The 17,075-nt window shown below is 47.0% G+C and carries 14 protein-coding genes and 1 tRNA gene; 6 read left to right on the forward strand and 9 right to left on the reverse strand.

Features of this window, described 5'->3' with window-relative positions:
* Window positions 1-12 precede the first annotated feature (12 nt).
* The gene (locus AM1_RS00100) at window positions 13-414 is read right to left on the reverse strand and encodes a response regulator (protein WP_012160729.1); all 402 of its coding nucleotides are present in this window, start codon (window positions 412-414) and stop codon (window positions 13-15) included.
* A gap of 288 nt (window positions 415-702) precedes the next feature.
* Between AM1_RS00100 and AM1_RS00105 the strand changes: the two genes are divergently transcribed.
* Window positions 703-1,503, forward strand: coding sequence for an IS5-like element ISAcma5 family transposase (locus AM1_RS00105; protein WP_012160730.1), 801 nt, complete (start codon window positions 703-705; stop codon window positions 1,501-1,503).
* A gap of 26 nt (window positions 1,504-1,529) precedes the next feature.
* Here AM1_RS00105 and AM1_RS00110 read toward each other — a convergent pair whose 3' ends face one another.
* The 5 genes from AM1_RS00110 to AM1_RS00130 form a co-directional block, all read right to left on the reverse strand.
* Complete coding sequence (locus AM1_RS00110; protein ID WP_012160731.1) at window positions 1,530-2,855, reverse strand: PhoH family protein; 1,326 nt, start codon at window positions 2,853-2,855, stop codon at window positions 1,530-1,532.
* Between the two features lie 260 nt (window positions 2,856-3,115).
* Window positions 3,116-3,577 carry a hypothetical protein gene (locus tag AM1_RS00115; protein WP_012160732.1) on the reverse strand — a complete coding sequence of 154 codons (462 nt, stop codon included), beginning with the start codon at window positions 3,575-3,577 and terminating at the stop codon, window positions 3,116-3,118.
* Window positions 3,578-3,723: 146 nt separating this feature from the next.
* Window positions 3,724-6,858: a WD40 domain-containing protein gene (locus AM1_RS00120; protein ID WP_012160733.1), complete on the reverse strand. Its 3,135-nt coding sequence runs from the start codon at window positions 6,856-6,858 to the stop codon at window positions 3,724-3,726.
* A 25-nt stretch (window positions 6,859-6,883) separates the two neighbouring features.
* Window positions 6,884-8,266: a tetratricopeptide repeat protein gene (locus AM1_RS00125; RefSeq protein WP_012160734.1), complete on the reverse strand. Its 1,383-nt coding sequence runs from the start codon at window positions 8,264-8,266 to the stop codon at window positions 6,884-6,886.
* A gap of 341 nt (window positions 8,267-8,607) precedes the next feature.
* Window positions 8,608-9,555, reverse strand: a complete 948-nt coding sequence (locus AM1_RS00130; RefSeq protein WP_041660678.1) for an RsmB/NOP family class I SAM-dependent RNA methyltransferase — start codon at window positions 9,553-9,555, stop codon at window positions 8,608-8,610.
* A 164-nt stretch (window positions 9,556-9,719) separates the two neighbouring features.
* Here AM1_RS00130 and AM1_RS00135 point away from each other — a divergent pair, with 164 nt between their 5' ends.
* From AM1_RS00135 to AM1_RS00145, 3 genes are all read left to right on the forward strand, one after another.
* Window positions 9,720-10,346 (forward strand): hypothetical protein, encoded by a 627-nt coding sequence (locus AM1_RS00135; protein WP_012160736.1) that lies wholly within the window; start codon window positions 9,720-9,722, stop codon window positions 10,344-10,346.
* Window positions 10,347-10,434: 88 nt separating this feature from the next.
* Window positions 10,435-10,507 (forward strand) — tRNA-Arg (locus AM1_RS00140).
* A gap of 102 nt (window positions 10,508-10,609) precedes the next feature.
* Window positions 10,610-11,611 (forward strand): adenosine kinase, encoded by a 1,002-nt coding sequence (locus AM1_RS00145; protein WP_012160737.1) that lies wholly within the window; start codon window positions 10,610-10,612, stop codon window positions 11,609-11,611.
* On the opposite strand, the gene AM1_RS00150 is transcribed toward AM1_RS00145, so the two are convergent.
* Window positions 11,585-12,046, reverse strand: coding sequence for an MAPEG family protein (locus tag AM1_RS00150; RefSeq protein ID WP_238549122.1), 462 nt, complete (start codon window positions 12,044-12,046; stop codon window positions 11,585-11,587). The two genes, AM1_RS00145 and AM1_RS00150, sit on opposite strands and share 27 nt — an antisense overlap.
* A 105-nt stretch (window positions 12,047-12,151) precedes the next feature.
* On the opposite strand from AM1_RS00150, the gene AM1_RS00155 reads away from it, so the two are divergent.
* On the forward strand, window positions 12,152-12,847 hold the full coding sequence (locus tag AM1_RS00155) for a helix-turn-helix transcriptional regulator (protein ID WP_083776672.1): 696 nt from the start codon (window positions 12,152-12,154) through the stop codon (window positions 12,845-12,847).
* Window positions 12,848-13,058: 211 nt separating this feature from the next.
* The gene (locus tag AM1_RS43855) at window positions 13,059-14,510 is read left to right on the forward strand and encodes a pentapeptide repeat-containing protein (protein WP_012160740.1); all 1,452 of its coding nucleotides are present in this window, start codon (window positions 13,059-13,061) and stop codon (window positions 14,508-14,510) included.
* A gap of 35 nt (window positions 14,511-14,545) precedes the next feature.
* Here AM1_RS43855 and AM1_RS00165 read toward each other — a convergent pair whose 3' ends face one another.
* Together AM1_RS00165 and AM1_RS00170 are read right to left on the reverse strand one after the other, a co-directional pair.
* The gene (locus AM1_RS00165) at window positions 14,546-16,012 is read right to left on the reverse strand and encodes an aromatic ring-hydroxylating dioxygenase subunit alpha (RefSeq protein ID WP_148215637.1); all 1,467 of its coding nucleotides are present in this window, start codon (window positions 16,010-16,012) and stop codon (window positions 14,546-14,548) included.
* A 548-nt stretch (window positions 16,013-16,560) separates the two neighbouring features.
* A complete protein-coding gene (locus AM1_RS00170; RefSeq protein ID WP_012160743.1) occupies window positions 16,561-17,067 on the reverse strand; it encodes a YqeG family HAD IIIA-type phosphatase in 507 nt (168 codons plus the stop codon).
* Window positions 17,068-17,075 lie beyond the last annotated feature (8 nt).

Consider the following 17,075-nt stretch of genomic DNA (forward strand, 5'->3'; position numbering starts at 1 on the left):
CAATCCCTTTCTCTATTCTTGAAATGTAGACAGTCCAGCTTGAATCACACCCATCAAATCTTCTTCATTCCATGGCTTCGAAATATAAGCATGAAGTTGCATGTTCTGATGAATCCGCTCGACAGCAGATTGATCTGCTTGCCCCGACAACAACACCGTCACAATTTCAGGAAATTTTTGATGTAACTCAATGAGGAATTCGTCTCCTTTGGTTCCGGGCATTAACCAATCTGAAATAATGAGGAGAATTTCAACATCATCCTCTTTCAGTTCATCAATGACTTCCCAAGCTTCTTCAACACTCTCAGCAATTTCACAGGTGTGCTGATCACCAAAATATTTACTAATTTGGTCTCGTAGACTTCTGAGGACTACAGATTCATCATCAACACAAAGAATCGCTGAATTTGCCATTTCTATTTTTATTTAGCCTCTAAACAATACCCTCAATAATCCTTATTCATGAACAGAACAATCGATTATTGTCTTTCGAAAATTATTTATTCTAAACAGTTCAAAATAGTCAGCATAGAAAGAAGATCAGGGTGATCCCGCAAACAACAGAACCATTCCCAGTTTGCCCAGTTATTCCTCTGACTTGAAACTTTAGGACCAGGAGTTCAGAGGCTGTTTGAGAAGTGAGTAAAGCTCTCAAGGTACTAATCTGTCAATACACAAACACTGGACAGGACCTAGAGAGCAATGCCTACAGCATATGATAGCGACCTCACCACCCTGCAATGGGAATTACTTGAGCCTTTGATTCCTGCCGCTAAACCTGGAGGTAGACCTCGCACCACTGATATGCTCAGTGTTCTCAATGCCATTTTTTATCTTGTGGTTACGGGTTGTCAGTGGAGACAACTACCCCATGATTTTCCCTGTTGGTCAACGGTCTATAGCTATTTTCGAAGGTGGCGCGATGATGGGACTTGGGTCCACATCAATGAACATCTGCGCATGCAAGAGCGGGTGAGTGAAGACCGTCATCCAAGTCCCAGTGCCGCCATCTGCGATGCTCAATCGGTTAAAGTCGGCAATCCTCGGTGTCACTCGATTGGGTTTGATGGTGGGAAAATGGTCAAAGGTCGTAAACGTCATGTGCTCGTTGATACTTTAGGGCTGGTTTTGATGGTGATGGTCACTGCTGCCAATATCTCTGACCAACGAGGGGCCAAAATACTGTTTTGGAAAGCTCGACGCCAAGGTGCGAGTTTGTCCCGTCTAGTTCGCATATGGGCCGATGCTGGCTATCAAGGACAAGCTTTGATGAAGTGGGTAATGGACCGTTTTCAATATGTCTTGGAAGTAGTCAAACGCTCAGATAATCTTGCGGGGTTTCAGGTTGTTTCCAAACGATGGATTGTAGAACGGACGTTTGGATGGTTGTTGTGGTCTCGACGTCTTAATAAAGATTATGAGGTGCTGACCAGAACAGCTGAAGCGCTCGCATATGTGGCGATGATTCGACTCATGGTTCGAAGGCTAGCGCAGGAGCACTAAAACTTCTCAAACAGCCTCTCACTTTTCTACAGTAAAGCGGCTGCTCTTTCAGCTAAATCTGACCGTTCACCTTGGTATAGGGTGATATGGCCGGCAATGGACTCAGATTTAAATCGCTCTACTACATAAGTCAACCCATTACTGGCCGCATCCACATAGGGGTTATCGATTTGCTCAGGGTCTCCAGTGAGCACCACTTTGGTATCTTCCCCAGCACGAGTCAGAATGGTCTTAACTTCATGGGGAGTAAGGTTTTGGGCTTCATCCACAATCAAAAATTGTTTGGGAATGGTCCGTCCGCGAATATAGGTGAGGGGTTCTATTTGGAGGAGCCCTTGGTCCATTAACTCTTCATGTCCCCGCCGCCAATGCTGAGGTTGCCCTGCCGCTTCTTGAGTCCCAAAAATCAGATCAAAATTGTCATAGAGGGGCTGCATCCAAGGGGTGAGTTTTTCGTCAATATCTCCCGGTAAATACCCCAAATCTCGTCCCATGGGAACCACAGGACGGGCTATTAACAAACGACTGTAGTTCTTCTCATCCGCAACTTTATGTAATCCTGCTGCGATCGCAATCAACGTTTTGCCGGTTCCCGCTTTCCCGACCAAGGTGACTAAAGCAATATCGTCTCGCATGAGTAATTCAAAGGCGAATTTTTGTTCGCGATTCCGCGCCCGAATTCTAGAAATGCCGTTATGGGGAAATTTGGGCAACGGCATGACTTCGCCCGTATGATCTCCAGCTAAAGCTAAGGCTGTATGGGAAGGCTTGAGGCTATCCACTAAAGTAACCGCCTGATTGGGCCATGTTTTTTCGGCCAGGGTGGTCTGTCCCGATTGGAAGAGTTGACTAATCGTATCGCTCCCTACCATGACTGAAGTCATGCCAGTATAGAGCCCTTCAAAATCAACTTTATCCGTGGAGTAATCCTCTGCAGCCAATCCCAATACATCCGCTTTAATGCGGAGATTGGTATCTTTGCTCACTAAAGCCACGGGACATTGGCACTGATTTTTCAGTTCCAAGGCCACGGCCAGAATTGCGTTATCGGCTTGGTCCCCTTCTAGTTCTGGGGGAAGCTCGTTAAGGGTGATGCGATCGCACAAAGCAACCCGTATTGTTCCACCCTTTGGCAGTTCAATCCCTTTTGTCAGCTGCCCCTGCGCCCTCAGATCATCCAAGGTTCGCGACACCTGACGGGCATTCCGCCCGGTCTCTTGGGGCTGCTTTTTGAACCGATCGAGTTCTTCGATAATCGTAATCGGCAAGACTACGTCGTTATCCTCAAAGCGAAAGATGGCATTTGGATCATGCAGCAGTACATTCGTATCAAGGACAAACGCTTTTTTCATAGGGGAGATTAAAACCGAATAAGAGAATGGTTAGCCGAAAGTTGATACTTCATTACAGCACATTGGCCTTGATCCTAGCGTCCCAATTGAAGCCATACCGATTCAGATTTTATTGTGCCTTCAGCTTTGTATGGAAAGACAGCAGAAAGCCCACCTTTTTAATGGGTGGGCTTTCTAATAGCTAATTCTCTTAAATTAAGAGAATGGACTGATGCTAGTTGCTGCTACTGCAAGAGAAATTCCCCTCACAAAAGCAGCTATTACTTGATTGACCTGAGTTTGCGAGATAGCACAGCCGCCGATCCCATCCCGCCAGAGAGAACTATTGCCACAAGGGGAATTTGAGGAGACTGGTGCTGAGGGACTTCGCTAATCTCGTTTATATTGATTCCCTTCGGGGTCACTGGCACCGTCAAAATATCTTGATGACCCGATTCGCCAATGCTAACTTCCCATTCTCCCGGCATTTTTTCGCTGGTATCAAAGGTAAACTGGCCATTTTCATCCGTTTCGGTCTCCATCACTGGCTCAGTCAAATTGTCAGGGGAATAGATTTTGACTTTGGCCTTTTTATGGGGTTCACCTGTACTAAATACAGCCGTAAACTGAACCTTATTCACTTCTTCTAAGACATAGTTCGTCTCCAGGGCATGGGCCATCACACGAACAGGAACTCCCAGTACAGCCAACAACAGAAGCGGCATTAATACTTTAGATTTCATCTGCATTCTTCCCCTAAGGTTTCGTTTTCAACAAAGGTTTCAGCACCAAACACTCGAAGATTGGCTCTATCCTACCGATTAATTCTCAATCTTTCACCCCATTCCAACCCAATTATGCCCCTTACCCCAAAAAATTCACTCACGGGCTAATCCCGACTCCAGACTTTAATGGCACTATTTTTACTGCTACTGACCAAAGACTGACCATCAGCGGCAAAAGCCAAGGAATAAATATCACCTTGGTAACCTGTAAGGGTATGACGCAAGGCCCCCGTAGAAAGATTCCAGAGTTTAACCGTCCGATCTAAACTCCCTGTTGCCAATGTATTCCCATCGGGACTAAAGGTCACCGCGGTCACCGGCTTGGTATGTTCCTGAATGGTTCGATTTAATTTTCCAGATTTCAGATCCCAGAGCTTCACGGTCTTATCCTGACTGGCACTGGCTAACCGCTGGCTGGAAGGTCCAAAGGCAATGGAAATCACCCGACCCGTATGTCCCTTAAATGTCCGAAGGAGTTTGCCCGTCTTCAGCTCCCATAACTTCACCGTCTTATCGCTGCTGGCACTGGCAATCATTTGACCATTCGAACTAATAGCCACGGATCGCACTTGTCCTGAATGGCCCTTGAGGGTGCGGACGAGCTTGCCCGTTTTGATATTCCACACTTTTAGGGTTCGATCTTCACTCCCACTGACCAGCAATGTACCGTCAGGGCTGATGGCTACAGACCATACAGTCATCGGATGGGCCGCAAAGGTTCTCAGCAGCTTCCCGGTTGGTACATCCCAGAGTTTAATCGTGCAATCCCCACTAGCACTGGCTAAGATTTTGCCTTTGGGGCCTAGGGCAATCGTCCAAACCTGATCTTTGTGATCTGACAGAGTACGGATGAGCTGGCCTTTCCCTAAGTTCCACAACTTAATATCGTTTTGGTCACCACTGCCAATCAAGGTCTTGCCATCTGGGCTGAGGGCAACGGACCAAATCGCCTGTTTCGGGGCATTCGACAAGGTTTTTAATTGAGCATTCTTCCAGTTGATACCCGCTTGGCATTGGGAAAATAGTTTCTGAGCAGAGGGATAGAGTCGAGAATCTTTGGGAATATTTTGAGTCTGGGCAATACAGTTGTCATAGCGTTTCTGCTGGGCCAGGGATTGCCAAAACTCCATCTGCTGTGCCTCTTTCTGCCGCTGTTGCGCCTCTTGTTGTTGACGCAGAACAGACATTAGTAGCAGAAGTGCGATCGCACCCGCCCCCGCAAACCACCATACCCGCTTGGGCACCGACTGCACCTGACGCCAAGACACGGAAGACAGGTTCACCCGATATCGAGCATTCCGTACAGACTGACTCACGGTCATAGACAGATTTTGCCCCAGAGAAGTCAGGCGCTGAGCTGAGGTCTTCAGGGTCTGTTGCCCAACCCCCAAAGCCTGATGGAGCGGCTGAATCACCGTTTGATTTGACCAGGTTGTACTAGGTACCGCTCGTCTCGGCGGTTCAGGGGCTTGACCAGGAAATTGGATCACCTGAACCTGACGAATAATCGCTGATTCAACCGGAATCGTATCTGCATCCGTTAACCCTAAGGTGGCTTGAAACTGCCGAAACTGATCCTGTAAATAATCACTGACCGGATATTCTTGGCGCACAGCCTCCACAAAGGCCATGGCATATTCTTGCAGTTTAGTCTGATAGGCTTTACCCGGTTTACTCACCTCCGCCTCAATTATCTTGGCCATCTCTATATCCAGATCAAGGCTGGACTGGAGATTATCCAAAATCACCCGATTGACCGGCGATACCTCACCACGACCCGCATAGAATTCGAACTGACGGCGATAGACAAATTGGGGTTCATCGATGGCAGCTTGAGCCAAAGCTAAATTCTGCACCGCCTTGACATTATAAATTTGCGGTTCAATCGCTGGAATCTCTTGTTTGACCTTTCGCTTCCCATAGGCATACCATTCCTCCACCGAAATACTGCCGTCACAATTTTGATCTGCAGCCCCGGTTCTTAACCCTTCCACTAAGTAAAATGTGTAAAGGGATAGATCAGCCCCCTTATGCACAAATGCATGGCGAGCCTGAGTCGCTGAGGTCATAATCGTCCGCCCCAACCCCCCTAAATATTGAGGGAGATTCACCCCCCCTAGATGGGGATTATTAGCAGAGGTGTCAGTTTGTCGATAGCAGCAATCTAGAACTACAACCTGTCGTTCTGCCTTACTATCATTCAAAATATCTTGGAGCAGATCGGCTGAAACAAGGGTTGACCGCACCACTTTACCTTTTGAGTTGGTGCGGCTCATACTAGTGGTTAACCCAAACCGGCCATGATCATCCAGCACCACCCCATGACCAGAAAAATAGACTACGAGCAAATCATCAATATCTCGATCTTGGCAAAAGCTTTCTAGGGATTCTGCCAAAATCTGGGGATTGGGGTTCAGTAGGGTTTGGACCTCATCAAAGGCAGCGATTTTGGGGTTCTCTAGGACTTGCTTCATAACCGCAATATCCTGCTGAACCCCTGGCAATGGTTCAAATCCATGCTCACAATGACTGACCCCAATCAACAGGGCATTCTTAGTCGTGGGTACCCGAGTCATCGAGTCTAAGGTAATTCTCGGAGACTCTAGCAAACGCTCTAGAGAAGACAAAAGGGGCTGATTATCCACGTCTGGTACGAGGGCATCAGCTGATGTTTCTTGCGGCATTTGAGGATCATTCTCCTTGCCATTCGCCAACTCCGACTCGCCGGGAATAGCCACCGAGAAATTGAGTAGTTTACCTTTGTTGAGTAGCAAACGACATCGTGCCCGGGTACCAGACGGAATCATCACGCCGGGCAATGTCGGCTGCAAATCATCTATCTGGTCAATGACTACCCTATGGAGATCAGACGAAACCCTATGACGTTCAATAAACGTCACAGGACCTCTCTCCAAGCAGGCATAGATTGTATCCAAGAGGGGATTATCCAGGACCCCTGATAAACAATAGGCAATAAAGTAGGGGATGTGACTTCGGCCTAAATCATCATCCCCTTGGTTATACATCCAGCCAAATAAGGTTAACTCAGGAGAGATTTGAGCAAGATAAGCCGCTCGATACCCTGGCTGAGGCGGCGCATAAGAATTCCAATATTTATAAACCACCTGGGTTAAAAAAACTTGCTTCACTTCCTCCGGGACATCAGCACTACTGAGAGTCTGAAAGCCCTGATCAGGGAAGCTAGTGTAAACCAGTTGACCAAGATCTAGCGTTAGCATCAGAAGGTCTTCCTAAAAAGTGAGATTAAGGGCTAGGTTTAGACTGAGCCTTATCAGCCAACTTCCGAATTTCTTGCTTTAACTGATCCGTCGGCGCAGCAGCCTCAGCCTTACTATATAGGGCTTTTGCGGCCTTGTTATCCCCCTGTTCGCTTCGCAAGGTCGCTTTGCTGGTTAAAGCGAGTATGCTTTGTGGGTCTATTGTAAGGATTTTGTCATAGACCGTTTCTTCTTTCTGCTTGTTCCCGTTCAAGGCATATAGCCCAGCTAGTTCAAACAGAAAATCCGACTTCTCTGGCTGTTGCTCCACCAGCTTTTCCATCAGGGGTAGGGCTTTATCAAATTCTGTTAAATCTGAATAGAGCCGAGAGAGCTGTAGCAGAGCTTCAGGATCCGTCGGAGATTTTTCCAAAATCTCTTCGTATTGCTTAACCTTTTCACTCGGCGTTGAGTTTGCTTGTTCGGTAGACGAATTGCCTAACAGCCCCGTCCCAAATCCAATGGCCACCGCAACTCCGATGGCCAGCAGGCTGCCTATGGCTGCCACACCCCAGAGCTGCTTATTATTGGCAGTAGTTCCCCCTGCTCTAGCCCGAGAAGGGGATAAAGGTTGGGCACTATTATCTAACAATCGGTTAAAACCACTAGCCAACGATTGGGGCTTACCTTTTCGATGAATTTTACTTAGCTCTGTCGCCAACCATAGCAACGGCGCAGAAGCCCCTTTTGCCTGCAGAACCGACATTTTTCCATTTTTAACGATGGGAATCGTAGAGTAAAATCTGCGGTATTGAATCTGATTCGCATCCAAACGGGCCATTAAAGGGCGGATATTTTCTTCTATTTTTAGTAATTTCTGGGGATTTTCCGCCAAAAGATCACATTTTGTCAGCACAATAGCAAAAATATAGGTCAAACCACTTTGTCGAGCCAGTGAGGCGATGGTTTCTACCTGTTTCACAATGCCTTGAAGCGTCTGGCTATAAGCAGAATTATTAAATAGCGTATAGGTATCAATAAAGACACAACAACCATGGGAGTCCATCACCATTTTCTGGAAATTGGGATTGTCGTTGTTGCAGATTTCTCCTGGGATATCCCACCAGCGAAACTGACACAGATCCTTTTCACCAAAAAGGTTTTGAGTTTTTGCGGCAAAATTAAAATTCGTTATTTTCATCGTTGCTGGCGGATATTGACCTGTTTGGGCAATATATTCCAGCAAGGTGTTCAGGTTATGTTGAACCTGGGTATCCTGACAGTCAAACCAGGTAGATGATTTTCGCGACCCACTATTCGCTTTTTGCTCAGCATAGCTACCCACTAAAAAGACAGTTTTACCCACACCCCGATGACCAATGCTGAGTAAGTTAAACGTCTGGGTTTTTGTTTTTGACGGAGCATTCATAAGTTAGTACTAACGAAAAAGTGGGAAAAAGTAAAAGTGCTAATGCCAAGGTTTTGGTTATTGTCTCTAATTTACATAGAGCAAGATCTCTTAGGGAAGCTTTGTTAATCATTGTTGCATAGGCTAGAACCACTACCGCTAGGTTATAGGTTTAGTGCTAGCCCATAACATATTGACCGTATCATCGTTTCCAGTAGCCTCCCTATTCATAGAGATAATGAGCAGACTACAGTTAGATATCTGGCCTATCTGACCATTTTGCGGGAGATATTGTTGCCAGGTTGGCAGAGAGAATCGTTTGCGATCGCACCCCAATCCCCTCAATACATCCAGGGCAACATCTATTCAGAAGACCAACGAGCATTCTCATCCAGCCATGCCCCTAAAGGTTGAGCCATGGATGCTGTCCCTTGGGTATTGCGAAATAACATGGTGAAAGCACCTGCTCCCAAACCTGACTGGGGCCATATCCGATAACAAGGTAGGTCCGTTAGGTGAGATTGAAAAGCCAACAAGGCATCAACCGTTTGAGGTTCGAAGTTGGGGAAGCGGCGAGTAAACCAGCGACAGACCTGCTCATTCTCCGCTTCAGAGAACGCACAGGTCATATAGGCCAAATATCCTCCCGGCACCACCAAACGGGAGGCATTAGCGAGGATGCGTCTTTGTCGCTTCACATTATGTTGGATAGACGCGGGATGAAAACAACCGGGCGCAGACTCCCCCTTTGCTAACAAAGATTGCCCCGTACAAGGGGCATCAACTAACACCACATCAGCACTGGCAGGAATCGCTTCAGCTAGTACTGATGGATCCGCGCTCAACACCCGCACAGGTGCAATTTGACATCGTTTCAAATTGCTAATGAGCATTCCCACCCGTTTACCAATCACTTCGTTACTCACCAGTAAGTGGGGCTGTAGGAATCGCCAAGCTAAAAGGCTTTTCCCTCCCGGAGCTGCACACAGATCGAGCACGACTTTAGGCTTTTTCCGAATAACCGTGAGAGGAGTTGCGGCAAATACCGAGGAGAAATCTAGGCAATAATAGGCTCCCTGGTGATGCAAATCATGCTTTCCGGGACGCTCTCCCACTGCCAGTCGATCCACAAAGGGAAGCTGCCAAGGAAGAGCGTCAACCCGCTGAAAGGAGGCTTTTTCTGATCGCCCTTTGATCCAAGCAATACAAGGGCTATAGGGCTGTGGCTCCGTCAATGCCTGTATAAATGCTTGTTGTTGCTGAGGGTCAGGCCATAACTTCAGACTAAATTTTGTCAACAACTTAGACACAGTCAATCACTTAGCATGGAGGCCAGGGCTGAGAAGATATCCCCAAACTGCCCCTTAGTATAAGGCGACAGTTTATGATTTGGGTGATTAAGGTTAACGCTTTTCCTTGTTCCGTCAACTGTTGGTTTGCAACATTATCCCCAAGGCTGTTTGAAATGTCTGTCATGCCAGAGAAACAACCCGATGTCCTAGATCAGGCGTTTGTGAAAGCAGCCCATGCTGCCTTAACGGGGTCTGCCCCCAAAACTCCGACCCAGTCCTTAATTGAATCTCTATTACAACGGGAAAAGGTAGCTCAATCTCAGTCGAATCTTAAGTTTGAGCAGTTTATAGGTGCCTGGCGACTTTGTTTTGTGACAGGAACGAAAAAACCCCATCAACATCAAAACAAAACCGTCGGTAACGGATTCTACATTCCCCGCTGGGTCAAGATGCAAATCGTCTATTCCCCCGGCAACTCGACCGATTATGGCCCCAAAACCTCAGACACCGTTGGACAAATTGCCAACCAAGTCCATTGGGCAGGATTGAGCTTATCTTTGACTGGCCCAGCTCGTTGTTGGTCAAAAAAAAATATTATGGCCTTTGACTTTACAAGGATGGAGTTTAAGGCCTTTGGTCGGACCCTATATCAGGGATTTATTCGAGGAGGCCAAGAGAGCGAACAAACCTTTTGGGATGGGCATGTCCGCACCCAAGCCTTTTTTGTTTATTTTCTGATTCAAGATCAGGTCCTTGCGGCTCGTGGTCGGGGAGGAGGGATTGCCCTATGGGCAAAAACCGAGACCTAGGAAATCTGTTTCACGGTCGTTTGTCCAAGAGTCGGCAAGTTAGCATCGACAAAGTTAGACAGTTAGCATAGTCTAGTTAGAGTCATTAGCGCTCGTAGCTCAGCGGATAGAGCAGTTGCCTTCTAAGCAATTGGTCGCAGGTTCGAGTCCTGCCGAGCGCGTTTTACCCCTGAAAGGGTTGATTCACCTTTAATCGATGCAAATGCATTACAGTGTTCATGATCCGCTGAAGAATCAGCGATTTGATGAGTACAGGATGACAGATGGCAAAATACGACGTTTACGGTCTCGGCAACGCCCTCGTAGATATTGAATGCGAAGTTTCTGTAGAGGTCTTGCAGAACCTTGGGGTCGATAAGGGCGTGATGACCCTATTAGAAGAAGCTGATCAACAGCGAATCATTGACCATCTCAGTAGCTATTCTCTTAAGCGAGGGTGTGGTGGCTCAGCAGCTAACACCCTGATTGCCGTTAGCCAATTTGGTGGTAAATCTTGCTACTCTTGCAAAGTTGCCAATGACGAACCGGGTCAGTTTTACCTGGATGATTTGATCTGTTGTGGCGTCGATACCAATTTACAACAGCATCAGCCAGAAGCTGGCGTCACGGGCAAGTGCCTGGTTTTCGTTACCCCGGATGCGGACCGAACCATGAATACCTTTCTGGGTATCTCTGGACGCTTTTCTGAAGCTGAATTGTTGCCGGATGCGATCGCAAATTCCACCTACACCTATATCGAAGGCTACCTAGTCACCTCTCCCGATGCCAAAGCAGCTGCCATCAAAGCCAGAGACATGGCTAAAGCCGCAGGCCAAAAAGTCTCCCTGACTCTATCTGACTTCAACATGGTCAGCTTTTTCAAAGACGGTCTATTGGAGATGATTGGCTCTGGCTTAGATTTAATCTTTGCCAACGAAAGCGAAGCCCTCAAAATGGCAGAGACCGAGGATATTTCCGCTGCCATTGACCATATGAAAACCCTGGCAACCTGTTTTGCCATCACTCGGGGTCCCCAAGGCTCATTAATTTACGATGGCCAGCAAGTCTTAGAAATTGCACCGACCCCAGTAAAGGCCATCGATACCGTTGGTGCTGGCGATATGTATGCCGGAGCTGTGCTCTATGGCATTACCAATGGCATGAGCTATAGCGAAGCTGGACAGCTTGGATCGGTTGCCGCAGCTAAACTCGTCGCCAGTCTTGGTCCCCGCATGCCTACGGAAGTGACTCGGAGTCTTTTAACTGAAGTAAAAACGGCTTCCTAAGACTAGGCAAGCGCTAGCACCTATCAAATACACCAACAGCGTCAAGAAGTAACCTATGGCTCTCCCTGGGGAGGGACCATAGGTCTCCATCACGCCTACAGCATGGGCCATTCTGCCCACGCTATAGGCTATCCCCAATCCCCAAAGGAGAGGAGATGGGGCCTGCATAAGTTCTAAAACGACTAAAAACAGAATGACCAAAGGGGTGTATTCAACAAAGTTGCCAAACGCGCGTACCTTCCGTTGTAAACGGCCCTGATCAGGATTGGAAGTCAAGAACCATCCCTTCGTCAGTTTCTCAACCCAAACTGCCCATTGATTTGGCTTGTCCAGGTAGTCCCGCTGATGGGCAGTATCTTCTGGGCGCGCACCATGCCAAAGTCTAGCTTGGGCTCGCTCCAAGACAACTATGAGAGATAGGACAATTGCGAGCAAACTGTTGAGGCACAAAAAATGCAGGATATTGGAAGAACCATAGGATTGACATAGATTTGAACGGGTTCACCTTATCCAAATACATACTGATTTCCGAGTCCCCAAATGGGTACAACTATGCGATTGACACCCTTAATCCATGCCGTTGTCTCTGCCAAAACCGAATCTGAGTTGCGATCGCAGTTATTGAACAAGGCGGGTTATTGCACAGGATCTCAAGCTTGGGGGCTAGATCTTTTGGACTATCAGCAAAAAATCATGGCCTCAGATCTGCAAGGACTTCCCGTATCCTTTTGCGATCGCTATCAAGCCATTGGTCGTGATCAAGACATTACCAGTCAGCAGATGCTTCGTCAGCACGTTCCTGTAAAGCTGTGCTCCCTTTCTACTCAAAAGCACCCATCCAATGGAATGGATGATCTGTTCAGGACTTACCATATCGAACATGGCGTGGTCGCTCCAATTTTAGGTTCAGGTCAATTACTGGGTGGCATCTACTTTCTGCGTCATCAAGGTTATCCTCCCTTCAAAACCAGGGATTTACTGCGTATCAGCACTTTATGCCAGCATTTAGCCGTTCAATTTACGACCCTTCGCTTCAATCACCAAGCTTCGGCGAACCACGCCGTCCTCACAGATCGAGAATTAGAGATCGTTGATCTTGTAGCCCAAGGGTTCACCAATCGAGAGATTAGTCATTACCTACACATCAGTGTAGATGGGGTGAAACAAAGATTGAAACGTCTATATAGAAAAGTTGGTGTTGCCAATCAAGCTGCCCTAGTAGCCAAGGTGAAATAGACCACTCAAACTTTAAATAACTTGAGCTCTAGTCTGATCTTAGGGTGGCAAATATTATGCGAAAAAGGAATATATCCTGAGAAAAAGTGAGTATTTTAACTATCAGACGCCATATAATTGATAAATTTAAATTTCAAAGTAATTTTTAGAATCAATTGGTCAATACTTCTAAATACTGCATTGGAATCATTTGTGACGGGGGGTCAACAGAATGAAACGTTTGTTGGGATGGGGGAGTATCCCCTGGCTAGCACTGGCTATCGGTAGCTTTCAAACACCAGCCCAAGCGCTAGACTCAGTACAATTTTTACTCAATGAGGGGTTTTGCCAAGCCTGTACCCTTAGTAACTCAGACCTATCGGGGCTAGAACTAGCGAATGTCAAACTGAACCATGCCATTCTAATCAAGGCCGATTTGTCCGGAGCTAATTTATCGGGAGCTGACCTCACAGGTGCCAACCTTTCCGGCGCGAATCTGAGCGGGGCCGATCTCACGAATGCCAATCTTACGAATGCAAACTTAGACCAAGTTAATTTAACTGGTGCTCGCCTCAATAACACCAACTTAGCAGGAGCAAATGTACAAATTGCTGTAAATACTCCAGTACCTTCTACAGCTCAATCCTCTTTTGTCAGTTACTACAATCCACCAGAAGAGTCCACCGACATTAGCCCTATTTCTCCCATCCCCTCAGCTCCACCTCCAACCTATGGACGTGTATTAAATCCACCTAAATCCGGCTATCAATCCCCGACGGCAGTCGCTACTCGTGCCCCATCCATACCGGCTCCATCCGCCCCGCCAATTCCCACAGAATCACCCACTGTAGCGGATAATAGCATCGGGGGAGCGGATGATCCGAGCCAAGCTGCTGCCCTAACAACAGATGGTATTGGCATTATCGACGGGGGAACCGTTCCTAAAGGCAGAGTCCTAGTGAGTCTCAAAGGGGGACCTCAGGGCATTCAAAGCACAGTACGATATGGCATTTTGGGAGATCTCGAAGCCTTAGGCTATCTTGACTACTCCTTTGGTACTGTTGACGAGTCCGAGCAAGGTTTCGGTCTAAAATATCGCTTCCTCGACCAGGCGAAAGGCAAACCCTTAACCATTAGTGCTGCCGTCAACGTAGGGCTCACGGGCGAAACCTTTATCAACTATGCCACCAATAATCGAAATGAGTTCCGACAACGGGGCCTGAATAAAGCAGTTCCCACAATCTTCCAAGGCACCGATGGCAATGTCGGTAATAATCTGATCTATAGCGTCTCGTTGCCTGTCCATTATCAAGCGACGGACCGATTAAATTTATGGGTCACCCCTACCTTTAGCTACGTTCAAGATAGAGATATTGCGGTCGGAGGCTTTAATTTTGGCGGCTCCTACGAAATCGTTAATAATCTAAATTTCATTGCCGAAGTCGGGGCTAGTTTTGCTGGCCGAGGCAACGCCTTCCTCAATAACACCTTGGGTGACGCTATTCCTTGGAATGTGGGGTTCCGGTATGATTCCTCAACACTATTTGGATTTACCCCCGGCAGTAAACAACTCATTTTTGACTTGTATGCCACCAACCGAGTGGGAACATCACCCTGGAACCAACTTCGAGTCCGAGATCAGGATGAGCCCACAATTGGCGTAGGAGTTCACCTCTTGTGGTAACTCAGAACACCTAACCATCCCTGAGGGGTAATACCCTAACGACCTTTTTTCTCTGGGTAATTTCGAGGTGGGATAGATCGCCCTTTTAGAAATCTTTTCTCTAATTGACCTAAGCTTAGCCAGGCCACAGCCGAAGAAAAGATCGTAACGGTCGCAGCAATAGACAATTTGATCGAGAATACCCCAAAGCCAAAGGCCAAAAGCGGTGTAAGGGTCCAAGCGACCAAGGCTAGTCCAACCATTACTTTCCGCAGGCGTTTGACATTTTTCAATGCCTGGGAACAGCTGGCACAGTTCACCGTGTGTGAATAGTACCGATCAAGTAACTGCTCGCGAGTCCGCTCTGGGGGTAGACTTTGCCCGGGGAACGGATCAGCCTGGAAGCGTTCTTGCCATTGATGCAACGCCAGCACAAACCGATCGGCCCGTGTGGGCAGATAAAAGGCTTGAGCAATGGACTTACTGTCTTTGGTCCGCTCTAAATACCGTTCTTGGAAATGCAAGAAGATTTGGTCATCTTCCAATATGGCATTCTGTCCTAGATGAGAAAACCAAGTCGGAGTATGACTAATCATCCAAGCAGGCACTTTAGATGAAAATTGAAACGGGAATCGGGCAAAAATGCGACATTCACCTTTACGCACTGGTGTAGCATAGACAACGGTCAAGGTTCGACCAAACTGGCTAGATGTTAAGTCATGCCACATCAAACCGGGAGCCACAAATGTTGTCGTTTGTGTTCCCAATTTTCCTTGGCGAGGGCCTTCTTCCCACACACCGTAAAACCCTTGTTTTCCTGATTCCATGACCTCCAATTCCACCGGCCCCGCATTGCTGCGGTTCCCAACAGAGCGGTGGTGAGTATAAGGCAAATGGCTGGGGTCTAAAACATTTTCAAGTAGCGTGAGCACATCGTAGGGCAGGTCACGGAATCCATCGAGAATAATCCAGTCATCAGGTGACTCTTCAATGGGGCCAACAATGGGTACAGGTGTTAAAGCCGCCCGTTCTGGCTGCCCCGCATAGGCAAATAACAAACCTTGTTGAATACTAATCGGCAGGGAGTCCACACAGGCCCTTGGAGAACTCTCGGCAGAACGACCACTCACCTGCTGAGGAATCCGTTCACATTCACCCGTCCCCGAAAAAGCCCAGCCATGATAGGGGCATTCAATCAGCCCATCTTCATCGATTCGGCCTTCAGACAGTCGAGCTAACCGATGGGGACATTGATCTGCAAAAACTCGCCAGGTGTTGGCGTTGTGATCCCACCAAATCACAAGATCTCGGTCTAACAAAGTAAAGGTAGTGAGTTTTTCTTTATCTAGATCCTTAACGTAGGCAATAGGATACCAAACTTCTTGCCAATCAAAGCGGTTGGGATCGTCCCCCCCCGCAGGTAATGTTTGGACCCTGCGAGAAATGTCAGCAGTCGTCAAAGGTGTGTCTGACAAATGTGGAGGGGTTTGTTCAACGTCAACCAAAGTCAGAGAAGATTTCATGGGATTAAATGGGGGTAGGAGTCTGAAACTAAAATGAGGCGTATCAAATCAGGTACTCGGTGTGCCCGACTCGTCATGCCCCAGCTCACACTTGAGTGCATAATTGCAATGTAACAAAATTTCAAGCATTTATGTTTTTTTGTTGCAATTAAAGCCTTATCTATTGCCCATAAAGACATCTTATGATTATAAACTGGCAAATTATATAGCACTTTACCTTCACATCATTCCCCAAAGTTGTTAAGGCTAAACTTTTGTGCAAAAACTTCATCCAAATCTGCCCAGGATGAGTCACCTCCTCAATAAACAAGGCATACCGACCAGGAGCGTGAATGCAAGCCCAAAAAAGCCAACAGCGGTCTTCTATGCTAGAAGGCCGCTGTTGGCTAAGGTATTTAAGATTTATCTTTAGAGCCTTTATTGGGCTGGCTCCAATAATTTATGTTTATATATTGACAAATATTTCCTTATTTTGCGACTTCTATAATATTTATTTTATATTTTTACTTTCCATGACTTTTCTGTAATCATCCTTGAAATTTGGATGTTTAATTCAATATTCGTTCCAAGTTTTGGTAAAGCCACAGTTCAATTTTACGCAATGTACTCCCGTGGCCTACTGGCTCTACCAAAATTGTAAATACACCCAGGCGGTTTCCAGCCAAAACATCCGTAAATAGCCGGTCCCCAACCATTGCCACATTCTCATAGGGCAAGTCCATCGCTGTTACTGCCTGACGCAGTTTGCGGCGGGACGGTTTACCAGCTCCATAAATATAAGGCAAGTCAAGGCCGACTGCGATTCTTTCAATCCGCGAGCGTTTTAAGTTATTACTAACCAACCAAATGGGAACCTTGGCTTTTATGTCAGTCAGCCACGTTAACAATTCAGGAGAAACATCGGCAGATCTAGAGGACACAACGGTATCATCAACATCCAACACCAACCCTTTAAGCTGATGTTGCTCCAATAGAGAAGGGGTCAATTGGAGAATAGAATTTTGAAGTCGTAGATCCGGTTGTAAAAGAGAAACCCAGGAATAAGCTGGAGACATTGGGCTAT

This window comes from Acaryochloris marina MBIC11017 (assembly GCF_000018105.1).
Classification (GTDB): Bacteria; Cyanobacteriota; Cyanobacteriia; order Thermosynechococcales; family Thermosynechococcaceae; genus Acaryochloris; species Acaryochloris marina.

What these genes read in the sequence shown, in the direction of transcription:
- AM1_RS00100 (WP_012160729.1), bottom strand. Translation starts at nt 414, where the DNA reads ATGGCAAATTCAGCGATTCTTTGTGTTGATGATGAATCTGTAGTCCTC.
- AM1_RS00105 (WP_012160730.1), top strand. Translation starts at nt 703, where the DNA reads ATGCCTACAGCATATGATAGCGACCTCACCACCCTGCAATGGGAATTA.
- AM1_RS00110 (WP_012160731.1), bottom strand. Translation starts at nt 2,855, where the DNA reads ATGAAAAAAGCGTTTGTCCTTGATACGAATGTACTGCTGCATGATCCA.
- AM1_RS00115 (WP_012160732.1), bottom strand. Translation starts at nt 3,577, where the DNA reads ATGAAATCTAAAGTATTAATGCCGCTTCTGTTGTTGGCTGTACTGGGA.
- AM1_RS00120 (WP_012160733.1), bottom strand. Translation starts at nt 6,858, where the DNA reads ATGCTAACGCTAGATCTTGGTCAACTGGTTTACACTAGCTTCCCTGAT.
- AM1_RS00125 (WP_012160734.1), bottom strand. Translation starts at nt 8,266, where the DNA reads ATGAATGCTCCGTCAAAAACAAAAACCCAGACGTTTAACTTACTCAGC.
- AM1_RS00135 (WP_012160736.1), top strand. Translation starts at nt 9,720, where the DNA reads ATGCCAGAGAAACAACCCGATGTCCTAGATCAGGCGTTTGTGAAAGCA.
- AM1_RS00145 (WP_012160737.1), top strand. Translation starts at nt 10,610, where the DNA reads ATGGCAAAATACGACGTTTACGGTCTCGGCAACGCCCTCGTAGATATT.
- AM1_RS00155 (WP_083776672.1), top strand. Translation starts at nt 12,152, where the DNA reads ATGGGTACAACTATGCGATTGACACCCTTAATCCATGCCGTTGTCTCT.
- AM1_RS43855 (WP_012160740.1), top strand. Translation starts at nt 13,059, where the DNA reads ATGAAACGTTTGTTGGGATGGGGGAGTATCCCCTGGCTAGCACTGGCT.
- AM1_RS00165 (WP_148215637.1), bottom strand. Translation starts at nt 16,012, where the DNA reads ATGAAATCTTCTCTGACTTTGGTTGACGTTGAACAAACCCCTCCACAT.
- AM1_RS00170 (WP_012160743.1), bottom strand. Translation starts at nt 17,067, where the DNA reads ATGTCTCCAGCTTATTCCTGGGTTTCTCTTTTACAACCGGATCTACGA.